The sequence below is a fragment of the Rudaea sp. genome, from assembly GCF_047601565.1.
Taxonomy (GTDB): domain Bacteria; phylum Pseudomonadota; class Gammaproteobacteria; order Xanthomonadales; family Rhodanobacteraceae; genus Rudaea.
Genome location: NZ_JASGIY010000001.1, coordinates 2436582 through 2450555 on the forward strand (window position 1 = coordinate 2436582; position 13974 = coordinate 2450555).

A 13974-nucleotide genomic window follows, 5' to 3' on the forward strand; every position below is an offset into this window, starting at 1 on the left:
CGATCAGGGACGAGCGCATGATGAGTAGAGGTATTGAGAAGTGCGGCCATGGATGGCCGCTTTTTGATTCTCGCGATCAGGGACGAGCGCATGAAAAAAGGTAAGGAAATGGCAAACACAATGTCTTCGGTAAATACCCACGCGGCGGCGAGGCGCAACCGCACTTACCGCCTCGTGCGCCAGTTGCACCTATGGATCGGCGCTTGGGGCGCGATCGCGGCGATCCTGTTCGGGTTTTCCGGCTTCATCCAGAACCATCGCGGCGTGCTCAAGCTGCCGCAGGGCGAATCGACCGAAATCTCGAAGACGGAGTTCGAGTTGCCCGACGCCGCGCGTGCCTCGCCCGAGGCCCTGCGCGACTGGCTGCGCGACGTGCGGCATGTTCCGATCGACAGCGTGCGTGCGCAGCCGGGCGGCCCGGGCGAAGGCCGCGGTCAGCCGCCGCCCGCGCAAGCCGCGCCGGGCGAGAACGGCGCCGCGCCGCGCGCACGTCCTGCTGCGCGCTGGATGTTCTCCGGCGGCAACGCGCGCTCGACCTGGTCCGCGGACTACGTGCCGGGCAGCGCCACGATCCAGGTGCGCAACACCGAGCAGAGCCCGCTCGCCGTGCTCTCGCGCCTGCACAAGGGCGTCGGCGGCGGCGTCGCCTGGATTTTGCTCAGCGACAGCTTCGCGCTCGCGATGGTGCTGCTGGGCATCAGCGGCATCGTCATGTGGGCGCGCGGGCGCAGCGCGAAGCAGATGGTGTTCAGCATCCTCGGTGCGGGCGTGCTCGTGCTGCTGCTGATCGGCGGCGCGGCGGTGGTGTAGCGGCGTGCTTCCACACGTTTGCTTTGTTCTGTCATTCCCACGAAAGCGGGACTGCGAAGGCAGGATGCCGAAGCGAACATTCGCGTAGCGAACGGCCCGAAGGGCAAACTGCGGATGCAGTTTGTAATCCAGTTCTTACAGTGCGCAGAGCCGGATCACGACGAGTTCGCCTCCGCCATCGACCACGACGCTGCCGGATTCCGCGTCCGCTTCCAGTAACAGCGAGTCGCCTGCCGATATGGGTGGCAGGTCGCCGCGGCGTTCGATCCGGGCAGAACCGGCGGGCATGTAGACGAACCACAGGTCGGCCGCGCTCGCGGCGAACAGCATCGAGCCGACCAGCGGGCGGTGGCGAATCTTGCAGCGCCAAAGATCACGGCGTGCGATCAGGTTGAAGTCGCGCATCGGGCCGTCGATCATGCGGGCATGGGTTTTCGCGTCGCCGGAGAAATGCACGAAATCGAGCCGCCGTTCGAGCGAGGCCGGAGATGCGCCGTCGAAATCCAGGCGCATGCCGTTGCCTTCGAGCAGGGCGATCCAGCGGTCGCATTGTGGAAAAGTGGAAAATGCGCCATCGCTTTCGATCTCGGCGATGCTGACGCGCCAGCCGAATCCTTCGCTGCTTTCGGGCGCGGGATGGCTGTACAGCTCGGTCGTCCAGCCGCCGCCGTTCTTCCAGCGCATGCGGCGGTAGTCGCTCTCTCGGAGATGCCGGATCCGCATCGGCGCTCAGTCGCAGTCCGCCGCGGTCTGCGCGAAGCGCGGCGCGGCGGCGATCTCGTGTAGGTGCGCGCTCGACAGCGCCAGGCTTTCCGCCCAGGAATAGCCTACGATTTCCCCGCCGCTGGCCGAATCGCGGAAGTCTTCCTTCTGGCCCGGCGCGAGCAGGTGGCGGTAGTCGACCGTGATCTCTTCGCCCGCGTCGAGATCGCGCAAGGCGAAAACGAAGCCCAAGTGCCATAGCCCGTTCGGCGCGAACGAATGGTTGATGTAGCACTCGTCGGGCCACTCCGGCGTCACCGTGTAGCGATCCTCGAACCAGCGCACCGTCGCGGCGAGCAGTTCGTGCGAATTCGGCAGCGCCTCGACTTCGCTCCAGCGATAGACCTTGCGGATGTCGTCCGGCGCCGTGATCAGGCGCCCGCGCGCGACGGCCTCGTCGAGAAACAGGCCTTTGCCGGCGCCGGGAATGTTCGAATCGGCGACGCGGTGGCGGGGCAGGATCATGGATGCGGCACGTGTCGTGGCAAAGTGCGTATTCTAGACTTCCGCATCGCGGGTTCGCGATGCCTTTGCATCGTGCCGGAATCGATGATGGCGAAAGAGAATTCGACGAAGTCGCGCATTGTCGCGTGCATGGCGCGCGCATTGCTGTTTCTGGCCGCTTTGTGCGGCTGCCGTCCGTTTCCGGCGCTTGCAGACGAAGAGTTGGCGCTGCCGGATTTCTCCAGCCGCTATCCGGCCCTCGCGGCGGCCGGCAGCCACTCGTTCACATTGAAAGGCGTGCCGGGCGACCCATTGAACCTCGCCTTCGTCGGCAGCGAGGACGACCTGTTGCGCCTGATGGCGAAGGCGGGCTGGTATCCGGCGGATCCGGTCACGCTCAGGAGTTCGTTGCGCATCACGATGGACAGCATCGTACGCCGGCCGTACATCGACGCGCCGGTGAGCGGCCTCTACGTCCACGGCAGGCGGCAGGACCTGGCCTTCGAACAGCCGGCCGCGAACAATCCGTCGAAGCGCCATCACGTGAGGTTCTGGCGGATCGATGCGCCGGGACCCGCGCAATGGATGGCGGCGGCGACCTACGATACGAGCATCGGCCTCAGTCGTGCCAATGGCCACGTCACCGATCATGTCACCCATCATATTTCCGCCGACATCGATGCGGAGCGCGACAAGCTGCTCGCCGACCTCCGGCGCGCGGGCGGCGTAATGAGCGCATGGGTCGATGGCTTCCAGCCGGTGCGCAGCGGGCGCAACGGCGGCGGCGATCCGTTCCATACCGACGGTCGCCTGGCACTCGTCGTCGCGACGACGGCCGCTCCTTGATTTATGCCCGGTCGAAATCGTGCGCCAGTGCCGTGCGTGCCTCCACCGCAAGCACGCTGCGCGCGCAATAGGCGGAATGGTCGATCGCGATGGCGACTACGCTTGTGGCAAACGCTGCGACGTGCGCCGCATCGAGTTCGAAACGCAGGAAATGCACCGCGGCGGTCTTGGTGTCCGTACTACGTTCGAGGTCCTCGTCGGCAATCGCGACGATCGGCGCGAGATCGCCGATTTGCAGGGCGACGCGGCGCTCGATGCCGTGCAGTTCGACGAGTTTGCGCGCTCGCTCGTTCTCGTCGGGATATTCGATCAGCATCGTCGCCTTGAGGTTGCGGCCGTCGGGGATCAACGGATTGTAGGCGTCGAGTTCCTCGGCGATGCCGGCCGGCTCGAAGATGCGCTCGACGCGCAGCATCTCCTGGATCTGGTACCGGATCGTCAGCGCATCCTCGAATACGAGGGTCACGTGCCCGCCGACGTGCACGATGCGCGACTTCTTGTGCTCGAGCACGCGCGCGCGGAACGCGGGACGTTCGCGCGCGTAGGCTTCGAGGGTATACAGGTCTTCTTGCGCCAATTTCCGCATGTCAGATACCGTAGGCGAGCCGCAGCAGGCCGATCGGGCTTTCCGCGGGGGGCTTGTCGCCGAGCCCGTGGGCGATGTGGCTTGCCGCCATCGGGCAGTCGCTGGCGAAGTGCGCGGGCGCGATCTGTTCGACGCGCGCCTCGACGGGCTTGGCGATCTTGCGCGCGAACGCATAGGTCTTCGCCTTGACGCCGTAGGTGCCGTCGTGGCCCGAGCAGCGTTCGATCGATTGAATCTCGCTATCGGGAATCAGGCCGAGTATCTCGCGCGTCTTCGGTCCGATGTTCTGCACGCGCTGGTGGCAGGGCGCGTGGTAGGCGACCTTGCCGAGCCCCTGCTTGAATCGCGTGTCGAGCAGACCGGCCTGATGGCGCTGCCACAGATATTCGAACGGATCGAAGATGTGCCGCTTCACGAGCAGCACGTCCTCGTCGTCGGGAAACATCAGCGGCAGCTCCTGCTTGAACATCAGCACGCACGACGGGATCGTCGCGCTGATGTCCCAGCCGTCGCGAATGGCATTCGCGAGCGCAGGGATATTTTCCTTTTTATACTTTTCCACTGCGGCGAGATCCCCGAGTTCGAGCTTCGGCATGCCGCAGCAGACCTCGCGCTCGATCAGCTTGACCGCAACGCCGTTGTGGCGCAGCACGGCGGCGAGGTCCTCGACCGGCTGCGGCGTCGAATAATTGCAGTAGCAGGTCGCGAAGATCGCGACCTTGCCGCGCGTACGTCCGGCCGGCTGCGTGGCGGCGGCGCCGTCGAGATGCTTGAGGCGTTTGCGCGCCGTGTTCGCGGTGTACTCGGGCACGCGCGCGTTGCGATCGACGCCGAGCGATTTCTCGAGAAGCTTGCGCGCAGCGGGCGCGCGATTGAGGGCGTTGACCGCTTCGACCACGACCGGGATCGTCGACAGTTTGCCGACCGCGGTCGTCGAGGACAGGATCTTCGCCGCGAGCTTGGTTTCGCCGCGCCGGTGCGCCGCGGCCTTGGCGCGCAGCATCAGGTGCGGGAAGTCCACGTTCCACGCGTGCGGCGGCACGTAGGGGCATTTGGTCTGGTAGCAAAGGTCGCAGAGGTAGCACTGCTCGACGACTTTCGTGTAGTCGGACTTGGCGACGCCGTCGACTTCCATCGTTTTCGATTCGTCGACCAGATCGAACAGGGTCGGGAACGCCTGGCACAGGCTTACGCAGCGGCGGCAGCCGTGGCAAATTTCGAAGACGCGCTCGAGCTCCTTGTCGATCGCGGCCTGGTCGTAGAACTCGGGGTTCTTCCAGTCCAGCGGATGACGCGTGGGCGCTTCGAGATTGCCTTCGCGCGGTGCGGTGGGGACGGTGCTCATCGGGGTTCCGTAGGCGCATGCCTCTCTTCTCCCGTCGGGAGAAGATGGCGTGGCAACGCCGGATGAGGGAAGAGCGCTGCGGTTTGTATCGTCGTTTCAGGCGTGGAGATCTTTCCCTCATCCGCCCTTTGGGCACCTTCTCCCGACGGGAGAAGGGAAACAGGGCTCAGGCGAGTTCGTTCAGTGCCTTGGTGAACCGGTTCGCGTGCGAGCGTTCGGCCTTGGCCAAGGTCTCGAACCAGTCGGCGATTTCGCCGAAGCCTTCGTCGCGCGCGGTCTTGGCCATGCCCGGATACATGTCGGTGTATTCGTGCGTCTCGCCGGCGATCGCGGACTTGAGATTGTCTTTGGTGCCGCCGAACGGCAGTCCGGTGGCGGGATCGCCGACCGCCTCGAGATACTCCAGATGGCCGTGCGCGTGGCCGGTCTCGCCTTCGGCGGTGGAGCGGAACACCGCGGCCACGTCGTTGTAGCCTTCGACATCGGCCTTCGAGGCGAAGTAGAGATAGCGGCGGTTGGCCTGGGATTCGCCTGCGAACGCGGCTTTCAGGCTGTCCTCGGTCCTGGAACCTTTCAGATTGCTCATGACACACCTCTTGCTGTATGGCTGGAGGAAACGGACGACCGCAACTTTCGTTGCGGATGCCGTGAGCCTAGCGCAAGGGCATGCCTCGGTGAAATTGATTGTCGCAATGGATTCGATAGGCAAATTCTATCGACTTGCCCTCGCATGCGACGCCCGCGGCCTGGTTGCCGCCTGCTGCGCGGGGGATTGCGGCAGCGTGTGCGGATCGAGCAGCGTGCGCGGCAATTCGCGGAACACGCCGGCGAATTTCTTCAGGAACGGCGCGAGCGCCGAGCTCTTGCGCCAGAACATCGCGATGCGCCGGCTCGGCGCGTTGCCGCGGAACTGCACGAGGTGGATGTTCTCCGAGCGCGCGACCGGCGGCTTCACCGCGAGCGTCGGCAGCAGGGTGACGCCGACGTTCGCGGCGACCATCTGGCGCAGCGTCTCCAGGCTGGTCGCACGGAAGCCGGACTTCTCGCTCGCGCCCGAGAGCTCGCAGACTTCGAGCGCCTGGTCGCGCAGGCAGTGGCCGTCCTCGAGCAGCAGCAGGCTCTGGTCGGAGAGGTCGTCGAGCTTGAGCGTCTTGCGCTTGGCGAGTTCGTGGTGCTCGGGCACGGCGAGCAGGAACGGTTCCTCGAACAGGAACTCGGGGTGGAGCTGGTCGTCGTGGATCGGTTCGGCCAACACCGCCGCATCGAGCCGGCCTTCGCGCAGTTGCTTCAGGAGCGCATCGGTCTTTTCCTCGACCAGCAATAGTTCGAGCCGCGGAAAACGCGTGCGCGCCTGCGGCACCACATGCGGCAGCAGGTAGGGGCCGAGCGTCGGGAAGATGCCGAGGCGCAGCGTGCCCGATTCGGGGTCGACCGTGCGCCGCGCGATCGCCTTGATCTGTTCGATCTCGGTCAGCACCTCGCGCGCGCGCGCGACGATTTCCTTCCCCGCCTCGGTCAGCAGCACCTTGCGCGGCGTGCGCTCGACGAGGGCGACGCCGAGTTCGTCCTCGAGCTTCTTGATCTGAGTCGACAGCGTCGGCTGGCTGACGAAGCTCGCCTGCGCGGCGCGGCCGAAGTGCTTGTGCTCGGCGAGCGAGACGAGGTAACTGAGGTCGCGCAGGTTCATAGGCAGTCATTCCGGCAGGGACTGCCGGAATCCAGTGCCAAGGAGGGCAGCCTCAGATTCACAATGGCATCCATGCAGTCTGGATGCCGGCAATCCATGCCGGCATGACCAGCCTATCTTACGCCGCGATTTTTTCCGCGGCTGCGACGGCGATCGGTGCGCGAATCAAATAGTCGAACGCCGACAGCGCCGCCTTCGCGCCTTCGCCCGCGGCGATGACGATCTGCTTGAACGGCGTCGTCGTCGCGTCGCCCGCGGCGAACACGCCGGGCAGCGAGGTGCGGCCGTGCGCGTCGACTTCGATTTCGCCGCGCGGCGACAGCGTCAGCGTGCCCTTGAGGAAATCCGTGTTCGGCAGCAGGCCGATCTGCACGAACACACCCGCGAGTTCGATCTCGTGCGACTCGCCGCTCGTGCGATCGGTGTACTTCAGGCCCGTGACCTTGTTGCCGTCGCCGAGCACTTCGGTCGTCTGCGCGCTGACGATCACCTCGACGTTCGCCAGGCTGCGCAGCTTGCGCTGCAGGACTTCGTCGGCGCGCAGTTTCGAGTCGAACTCGAGCACAGTCACGTGGGCGACGACGCCGGCGAGGTCGATCGCCGCCTCGATGCCCGAGTTGCCGCCGCCGATCACGGCGACGCGCTTGCCCTTGAACAGCGGGCCGTCGCAGTGCGGACAATACGTCACGCCCTTGGTGCGGTATTCGTTCTCGCCCGGCACGTTCATGTTGCGCCAGCGCGCGCCGGTGGCGAGGATGATCGTCTTCGACTTCAGCGTCGCGCCGTTGGCGAGCTTCACCTCGACCAGATCGCCGTTGGCGACGAGCTTGTCGGCACGTTGGCGATTCATGATGTCGACTTCGTAGTCCTTGACGTGTTCTTCGAGCGCCGCGGCGAATTGCGGGCCCTCGGTGTGGGCTACGGAGATGTAGTTGGCGATCTCCATCGTGTCGAGTACCTGGCCGCCGAAACGTTCGGCGACGACGCCGGTGCGGATGCCCTTGCGCGCGGCGTAGATCGCCGCCGCGGCGCCGGCGGGGCCGCCGCCGACGACGAGCACGTCGTACGGCGCGCGCGCGTCGAGCTTCTCGGCTTCGCGCGCATCCGCGCCCGTATCGAGCTTGGCGAGGATCTCCTCGACGCCCATGCGGCCCTGGCCGAATTCCGCGCCGTTGAGGAAGATCGCCGGCACGGACAGGATCTGCTTCTCGGTGACTTCCTGCTCGAACGCGCCGCCCTCGATCATCTCCACGCCGATGCGCGGGTTGATCGTCGCCATCAGGTTCAGCGCCTGCACCACGTCCGGGCAGTTCTGGCAGCTCAGCGAGACGTAGGTTTCGAACTTGTACTCGCCGTCGAGCGCGCGGATCTGGGCTATCGTTTCGTCCGACAGCTTCGACGGGTGGCCGCCGACCTGCAGCAGCGCAAGCACGAGCGAGGTGAACTCGTGGCCCATCGGAATGCCGGAGAAGCGCAGGTGGATGTCCTGCTCCGGCGTGGTCAGCGCGAACGAGGGCGTGCGCATGCCGCCGTTGTTTTCCTCGATCAACGAGAACCGCGGCGACAGACCGGCGATGTCGGTCAGCAACTCGCGCAGCTCCTGCGACTTTTCGCCGGCGTCGAACGCGGCGCGGATTTCGACCGGGCGCGTGAGTTTCGCGAAGTGTTCGCGCAATTGGGATTGGATGTCGTTGTCCAACATGATGGCTGTGCCTTTTGTTCGTCATTCCCGCGAAGGCGGGAATCCAGTGACTTTGCTTCTCGCTCGTCATTCCAGCGAACGCTGGAATCCAGCTCTTGCTCTTGGCTCGTCATTCCGGCAGGGAATGCCGGAATCCAGACTGCATGGATGCCATTGAACGAATGTCCTTGCAGCCTGCAACCGCGCCCGTTCGCCTTTCCGCGCGCGTCCGGCGCGCGGGTTACTTTCTCTTGCCTGTGCAAGAGAAAGTAACCAAAGAGAACACCCCCCCCCGGATGCCGCGCCGCCTGCGGCGGTGCGCGAGGCCATGTCGGGATTCGTTGAACGCACTTTGGCTGCTATGCCTCCGGCTCCGCAGCCAAAGCCGTCCTTCGCCATCCATGGCTTCGGCGCTCAGCGGCGCGAGATGCGCTTCAACGCATCTCGCGAAAGCTCCGCCTCGCCCGTGTGCGTGCAACGAACTTGCGCGCATCCCTGCGGGCTTTTCCGACGTGTCCTCGCCGCGGCAAACGGGGACCCGGGAGCAAGAGCGGAAGATCAAGATCAAAGGCCCCCTCACCCAACCCTCTCCCCCGAAGATGAAGCCGTCGGGGGAGAGGGCTTCGCCGGCTCAGATCTTGCCGACCAGCTCCAGCGACGGCTTCAGCGTCTTCGCGCCTTCCTTCCACTTCGCCGGGCAGACTTCGCCCGGATGGGCGGCGGTGTACTGCGCGGCCTTGAGCTTGCGCAGGGTCTCGCTGACGTCGCGGGCGATCTCGTTGGAATGAACCTCGGCGGTCTTGATGACGCCGTCCGGATTGATGACGAAGGTGCCGCGCAGGGCCAGGCCTTCTTCCGGGATCAGCACGTCGAACGCCTTCGACAGCGCATGGGTCGGATCGCCGACGAGGTAGAACTGCGCCTTGCCGACGGCCGGCGAGGTTTCGTGCCACACCTTGTGCGCGAAGTGCGTGTCGGTCGAGACGACGTAGACCTCGGTGTTGAGCTTCTGGAATTCGGCGTAGTTGTCGGCCGAGTCTTCGATCTCGGTCGGGCAGTTGAACGTGAACGCCGCCGGCAGGAACATGAACACCGACCACTTGCCCTTGATGGACTGTTCGGTGACTTCCTCGAACTTGCCGTTGTGGAAGGCCTGCGCCTTGAACGGCTGGACGGAGGTGTTGATAAGGGACATCGCTTGCTTCCTTTTTGGTGGGTGGTGAAGGGATGGCGTGCACTGTAGTGCGATGCACGATATTTGTAAAATTGATTTAATCCATTCTATCGATAGGTTTTGACTATTATTTGGCCGGCATGGGGAAATTCAAGCGCGGGCAGGCCGCATGCGCTGTGCGGGCACGATGTCCCGGCGCGCATGACTTCCGTCGCTTGCCAAGGCCGCGCGTGCCATGTTTAGGTTCGCGTTTGCCTATTTCAGGAGCGATACATGCGCATCACGCATTGGTTCCGCGCAGCCACGACCGCACTGGCCTTGTTGTCCTTTCACGCCGCGGGCGCGGAAGCGGTGCCGACCGGCAAGCTGCCCGACGCGGCGAAACCGCTTTCGTATGCGCTCGATCTGAAGATCGATCCGAAAGCCGATCGTTTCGACGGTCGCGTGCGCATCAAGGTCAGGCTGGCCAAGCCGGCCGATCACCTCTGGCTGCACGCGCGCGAGCTCGACGTCGCCAAGGCCGTCGTCATCGATGCCAAAGGCAATGCGCGCGACGCCAGGCTGACCGTGCGCGATCGGTCCGGCGTCGCCGAAGTCGCGTTCGGCGCCACGCTGCCCGCGCAGGACGTCGAACTCGCCTTCGACTATTCCGCGCCGTTCAACGCCAAGCTGCAGGGCATCTACAAGGTCAAGGTCGGCGGCGACGCCTACGTGACCACGCAGATGGAGTCGATCAGCGCGCGCTACGCGTTCCCCTCGTTCGACGAACCGCGCTTCAAGACCCCGTTCGACATCACGCTGACCGTACCGAAAGACGAAGTCGCGCTGGCGAACACGCTGCAGACCGGCGCGAAGGAGTCGGACGACAAGAAGCGGAAAACGCTGACCTTCGCCCGGACCCAACCGTTGCCGACTTACCTCGTCGCGCTCGCGGTCGGGCCTTGGGATGTGGTCGACGGGCCGACCATTCCGGCGAACGCCGTGCGCAAGGATCCGGTCCCGCTGCGCGGCGTCGGCCCGCGCGGCACCGGGCCGCAGCTCAAGTGGATCCTCGACCAGACTCCCGAAACGGTGAAATACTACGAGGACTACACCAACCAGCCGTATCCGTTCGACAAGCTCGATCTCGTCGGCGCGCCGGACTTCTCGGCGGGCGCGATGGAGAACGCCGGCTTCATCGTCTACCGCGACGCGCTGCTGCGCATCGACGCCAAGTCGCCGGCGTCGAGCTACCGTTCGAGCTTCAACGTCAACGCGCACGAGGTCGCGCACCAGTGGTTCGGCGATCTCGTCACCGTGCCGTGGTGGGACGACATCTGGCTCAACGAGGCGTTCGCCACCTGGGCGCAGGGCAAGGCGACGGTCGCGCTGAAACCCGAATACCTCGGCGACCTGTCGCGGCTCGAAGGCACGCTGCACGCGATGGACAGCGACAGCCAGCTGTCCGCGCGTCGAATCCGCCAGCCGATCGGGGACCAGGGCGACATCGAGAATGCGTTCGACGGCATCACTTACCAGAAGGGCGCGGCCGTGCTGCGCATGTTCGAGGAATGGGTAGGCGAGGACGTCTACCGCGAGGCGATGCGCGACTATCTCGCCAAGCACAAGTTCGGCAGCGGCAATTCGGACGACCTCATCGCGACGATCGCGCGCGTCAGCGGCAAGGGCGAGGCGCTCAGCAAGGCGATGCGCAGCTTCCTCGACGAGCCGGGCCTGCCGCTCGTGCACGCCGAGCTGAAGTGCAACGCCGGCAAGGGCGCCGTCGCGCTGAGCCAGTCGCGCTACCTGCCGTACGGCGTGCTCGGCGAAGGCAATCCGCTGTGGCAGGCGCCGGTCTGCGCCCGCTTCGGCCGCGACGGCAAGAGCGACAGGCAGTGCTTTCTGCTCGACGCGCCGAAGAAGGAGTTCGCGCTGGCCGGCGGCTGTGCGCAATGGACGATGCCGAACGCCGATGCCGCGGGCTACTACCGCTTCGCGCTCGATGCCGCCGATTTCGGCGCATTGAAGAGCCAGGTCGCCACGCTCGCGCCGGCCGAACAGCTGGTCTACGCCGACGCGATTTCCGCCGCGTTCGAGCAGGGTGCGATCGGCCCCGAGGTCGTGCTCGAGGCGATGCCGGCACTGGCCGCATCGAGTAGCCCGCAGATCGCCACCGCGCTGGTCGGTTCGTTCGAATGGATTCGCGAACATCTCGCCACCGATACGACGCGGCCGGCGCTCGATGCCTATGCGAAATCGCTGTACGCGCCGCGCCTCAAGGAACTCGGCCTGCACAAGCGGCCGAACGACGGCGACGCGACCACGCGCCTGCGCCTGGGCCTGGTCGATCTGCTCGCGCTGACCGTGCGCGACAAGGACCTGCGCGCGCAGCTCGACCGCGAGGCGCGCGCTGCGCTTGGCCTCGACGGCGGCAAGGTCGATCTCGGCAAGCTCGATCCGGACATCCGCGGCGTCGCGCTCAAGGTCGCCGTGCAGGATTCGGGCGAAGCCGCCTACAAGGCCGTGCAGCAGGAATTGAAGACCAACACGCAGACCAAGCAGCGCTACGAGCTGCTCGCCGCGCTCGGCGCGACGCACGATGCCAAGCTCGGCGAGGACGTGCGCAACTACGGATTGACGCCGGCGGTCGCGGTCGGCGAAATCCAGTACCTCTACTACAGCCACGTCGGCGAAGAGGAAAACCGCGCCGGATTCTGGACCTGGCTCAAGCCCAACTTCGACGCGCTGCGCCGTCGCCTTCCCGATTCGCACCAACCGCTCGCGATCGGGCTCGCGAGCGCGGGGCGTTGCGGCAAGGATTCCGGCGAGGAAATGCGCGAATGGTTCGCGCCGCGGATCAAGGACATGATCGGCGGCGAGCGCAAGCTCGCGCAGTCGCTCGAAAGCGTCGACACCTGCGGCGCGCTGCGCGAGCACGTCGGCACGAAGGCGCTCGCTCAATGGGCGGAGGCGCATCCGGCGCGCTAGCTTTTTTGCTTTCCTTCTCCCACCGGGAGAAGGTGCCCGAAGGGCGGATGAGGGAAATACCTGACGATTGACGACAGCCTTTCAATAGTTGAAGGCCCTTCCCTCATCCGGCGCTTCGCGCCGCCTTCTCCCGATGGGAGAAGGCAAGCTATCGCGTCGGCGGCATGGCGACGAAATCGAGGAGGTCGCGCATCACCAGCGGCTTTCCCTCGAGTCCGTGCGCGAGTGCGACGAGCACATCGCCGTGGTCGGCGCCGCGGTAGAGCTTGAGCACGGCCGTGCCCTTCATCGCCTGCGCGCGCTCGGCCATGGCCTCGGCGTTGTCGGGCGTCACTTCGTCGTCGTCGAGCCCCTGCAAAAGCAGCATCGGCGGTTCGTCGCCGTCGACGAAGTTGATGGGTTGCGAATCGTAGCGGCCTTTCGCGTCGTCGCCGAAGATTTCCGCTTCGTCGTCGACGTAGGGCAGGAACGCGTAGGCGCCGGCGAGGCCGATCATGCCGGCGAGGTCGCGCGGGGCGAGGCCGACCGCGGCGAGGTAGCGCTTGTCGCAGGCGAGCAGCGCGGCGATGTGGCCGCCGGCGGAATGGCCCATGACGAAGGTGCGTGCGGCATCGCCGCCGAATTCCGCGGCGTGCGCAAAAGTCCACTTTGTCGCATTTGCCGCATCGGCCATGAAGGCCGGGAAACGCACGTCGGGAAACTTGCGGTAGTCGGGGACCACCGCGACGATGCCCTGGCTTGCGAGCGCCTCGCCGACGTAACGGTACCAGCGCCGCCGCCCCTCCTCCCAGCTGCCGCCGTAGAAGAACACGACGACCGGCGCGCCCGCGGCGGCGTGCGGGGCGTAGACGTCGAGCTTCAGGTCGTGCCCGGCGTCGAACACGATGCCGCGCTTCAGGACGAGGTCGTGGGCGCTGTCGGCGCTGCCGATCGTGGCGTACCAGATCTGCGCGCACGAAGCGAGGAAGACCGACGCCAGCGCCGCGGTCAGCACGCGCGCGGCGCGGCGCACGCGTTCGCGGAAATTGCCAAGGCGCGGCTTCGTTCCTATCATCCGGCGATTGTTGCAGGTATCCAGGGGCGGTGGGAAACGGACATGGTCGATTCGTCTACGCAACGCGGCAAGGAATGGTTCGCCGACATCCCCGAGCGCAACACCGGCGACATGCTTCTGCGCACGGCGCAGCAGCACCACGTTTCGCTGAGCGTGATGGCGGACACCAAGGCGAGCATCGTCATCACCGTCTCCTCGATCGTGCTGACCCTGAGCCTGGGCAAGTTCAACGATCCGGACCTGCGCTGGTCGATGCTGATGCTCGACGCCTTCACCTTGCTGGCGCTGTTGCTCGCCGTCGTCGCCGTGTTGCCCAAATACCGGCCGTTCAAGCTGACGAGCGAGGAATTGCCCGCGGGCTTCAACCTGCTGTTCATGGGCCATTTCGCGGCGCTGCCGCGCGAGCGTTTCCTCGCCGAGATCGCGCGCTCGATGCGCACGGACGGTTCGGTGTATTTCACGATGGCGAACGACATCTACAGCCTCGGCACCTATCTCGCGCAACACAAATACCGCTATCTGCGCGCGGCTTACCTGAGTTTCCTCGCCGGTTTCGTGCTCGCCCTGTTCGCGCAGGCGTGGCGACTGTTGTACTCGTCCTGAGCATTTTCGCGGATT

13 protein-coding genes are annotated in these 13974 nt (G+C 65.5%); 4 read left to right on the forward strand and 9 right to left on the reverse strand.

Annotated features, from left to right (window positions below; genetic code table 11):
- Positions 1-120: 120 nt before the first annotated feature.
- Positions 121-810, forward strand: a complete 690-nt coding sequence (locus tag QM741_RS10600; protein WP_415207671.1) for a PepSY-associated TM helix domain-containing protein — start codon at positions 121-123, stop codon at positions 808-810.
- 135 nt (positions 811-945) lie between these two features.
- Here QM741_RS10600 and QM741_RS10605 read toward each other — a convergent pair whose 3' ends face one another.
- On the reverse strand, positions 946-1533 hold the full coding sequence (locus tag QM741_RS10605; protein WP_415207672.1) for a HutD family protein: 588 nt from the start codon (positions 1531-1533) through the stop codon (positions 946-948).
- A gap of 6 nt (positions 1534-1539) precedes the next feature.
- Entirely contained in the window at positions 1540-2037 is a 498-nt protein-coding gene (locus tag QM741_RS10610; protein WP_415207673.1) for an SET domain-containing protein-lysine N-methyltransferase, read from the reverse strand.
- Between the two features lie 87 nt (positions 2038-2124).
- On the opposite strand from QM741_RS10610, the gene QM741_RS10615 reads away from it, so the two are divergent.
- Complete coding sequence (locus QM741_RS10615; protein ID WP_415207674.1) at positions 2125-2862, forward strand: LssY C-terminal domain-containing protein; 738 nt, start codon at positions 2125-2127, stop codon at positions 2860-2862.
- 1 nt (position 2863) lies between these two features.
- Here QM741_RS10615 and QM741_RS10620 read toward each other — a convergent pair whose 3' ends face one another.
- From QM741_RS10620 to ahpC, 6 genes are all read right to left on the reverse strand, one after another.
- A complete protein-coding gene (locus QM741_RS10620) occupies positions 2864-3448 on the reverse strand; it encodes a DUF3501 family protein (RefSeq protein ID WP_415207675.1) in 585 nt (194 codons plus the stop codon).
- Position 3449: 1 nt separating this feature from the next.
- Positions 3450-4793, reverse strand: coding sequence for a heterodisulfide reductase-related iron-sulfur binding cluster (locus tag QM741_RS10625; RefSeq protein WP_415207676.1), 1344 nt, complete (start codon positions 4791-4793; stop codon positions 3450-3452).
- Between the two features lie 166 nt (positions 4794-4959).
- Complete coding sequence (locus QM741_RS10630) at positions 4960-5379, reverse strand: rubrerythrin family protein (protein ID WP_415207677.1); 420 nt, start codon at positions 5377-5379, stop codon at positions 4960-4962.
- A gap of 126 nt (positions 5380-5505) precedes the next feature.
- Entirely contained in the window at positions 5506-6480 is a 975-nt protein-coding gene (gene oxyR / locus QM741_RS10635; protein WP_415207678.1) for a DNA-binding transcriptional regulator OxyR, read from the reverse strand.
- A 118-nt stretch (positions 6481-6598) separates the two neighbouring features.
- Positions 6599-8182 carry an alkyl hydroperoxide reductase subunit F gene (gene ahpF / locus QM741_RS10640; RefSeq protein WP_415207679.1) on the reverse strand — a complete coding sequence of 528 codons (1584 nt, stop codon included), beginning with the start codon at positions 8180-8182 and terminating at the stop codon, positions 6599-6601.
- Between the two features lie 610 nt (positions 8183-8792).
- Positions 8793-9356, reverse strand: a complete 564-nt coding sequence (gene ahpC, locus QM741_RS10645; RefSeq protein WP_415207680.1) for an alkyl hydroperoxide reductase subunit C — start codon at positions 9354-9356, stop codon at positions 8793-8795.
- Positions 9357-9608: 252 nt separating this feature from the next.
- On the opposite strand from ahpC, the gene QM741_RS10650 reads away from it, so the two are divergent.
- A complete protein-coding gene (locus QM741_RS10650) occupies positions 9609-12302 on the forward strand; it encodes a M1 family metallopeptidase (RefSeq protein ID WP_415207681.1) in 2694 nt (897 codons plus the stop codon).
- Positions 12303-12450: 148 nt separating this feature from the next.
- Here the strand turns inward: QM741_RS10650 and QM741_RS10655 are convergent, their stop codons facing one another.
- Complete coding sequence (locus QM741_RS10655; RefSeq protein WP_415207682.1) at positions 12451-13356, reverse strand: alpha/beta hydrolase; 906 nt, start codon at positions 13354-13356, stop codon at positions 12451-12453.
- Positions 13357-13398: 42 nt separating this feature from the next.
- On the opposite strand from QM741_RS10655, the gene QM741_RS10660 reads away from it, so the two are divergent.
- On the forward strand, positions 13399-13959 hold the full coding sequence (locus tag QM741_RS10660) for a Pycsar system effector family protein (RefSeq protein WP_415207683.1): 561 nt from the start codon (positions 13399-13401) through the stop codon (positions 13957-13959).
- Positions 13960-13974 lie beyond the last annotated feature (15 nt).

What these genes read in the sequence shown, in the direction of transcription:
- ahpC (WP_415207680.1), bottom strand. Translation starts at nt 9,356, where the DNA reads ATGTCCCTTATCAACACCTCCGTCCAGCCGTTCAAGGCGCAGGCCTTC.
- QM741_RS10620 (WP_415207675.1), bottom strand. Translation starts at nt 3,448, where the DNA reads ATGCGGAAATTGGCGCAAGAAGACCTGTATACCCTCGAAGCCTACGCG.
- oxyR (WP_415207678.1), bottom strand. Translation starts at nt 6,480, where the DNA reads ATGAACCTGCGCGACCTCAGTTACCTCGTCTCGCTCGCCGAGCACAAG.
- QM741_RS10650 (WP_415207681.1), top strand. Translation starts at nt 9,609, where the DNA reads ATGCGCATCACGCATTGGTTCCGCGCAGCCACGACCGCACTGGCCTTG.
- QM741_RS10660 (WP_415207683.1), top strand. Translation starts at nt 13,399, where the DNA reads ATGGTCGATTCGTCTACGCAACGCGGCAAGGAATGGTTCGCCGACATC.
- QM741_RS10625 (WP_415207676.1), bottom strand. Translation starts at nt 4,793, where the DNA reads ATGAGCACCGTCCCCACCGCACCGCGCGAAGGCAATCTCGAAGCGCCC.
- ahpF (WP_415207679.1), bottom strand. Translation starts at nt 8,182, where the DNA reads ATGTTGGACAACGACATCCAATCCCAATTGCGCGAACACTTCGCGAAA.
- QM741_RS10615 (WP_415207674.1), top strand. Translation starts at nt 2,125, where the DNA reads ATGGCGAAAGAGAATTCGACGAAGTCGCGCATTGTCGCGTGCATGGCG.
- QM741_RS10630 (WP_415207677.1), bottom strand. Translation starts at nt 5,379, where the DNA reads ATGAGCAATCTGAAAGGTTCCAGGACCGAGGACAGCCTGAAAGCCGCG.
- QM741_RS10610 (WP_415207673.1), bottom strand. Translation starts at nt 2,037, where the DNA reads ATGATCCTGCCCCGCCACCGCGTCGCCGATTCGAACATTCCCGGCGCC.
- QM741_RS10655 (WP_415207682.1), bottom strand. Translation starts at nt 13,356, where the DNA reads ATGATAGGAACGAAGCCGCGCCTTGGCAATTTCCGCGAACGCGTGCGC.
- QM741_RS10605 (WP_415207672.1), bottom strand. Translation starts at nt 1,533, where the DNA reads ATGCGGATCCGGCATCTCCGAGAGAGCGACTACCGCCGCATGCGCTGG.
- QM741_RS10600 (WP_415207671.1), top strand. Translation starts at nt 121, where the DNA reads ATGTCTTCGGTAAATACCCACGCGGCGGCGAGGCGCAACCGCACTTAC.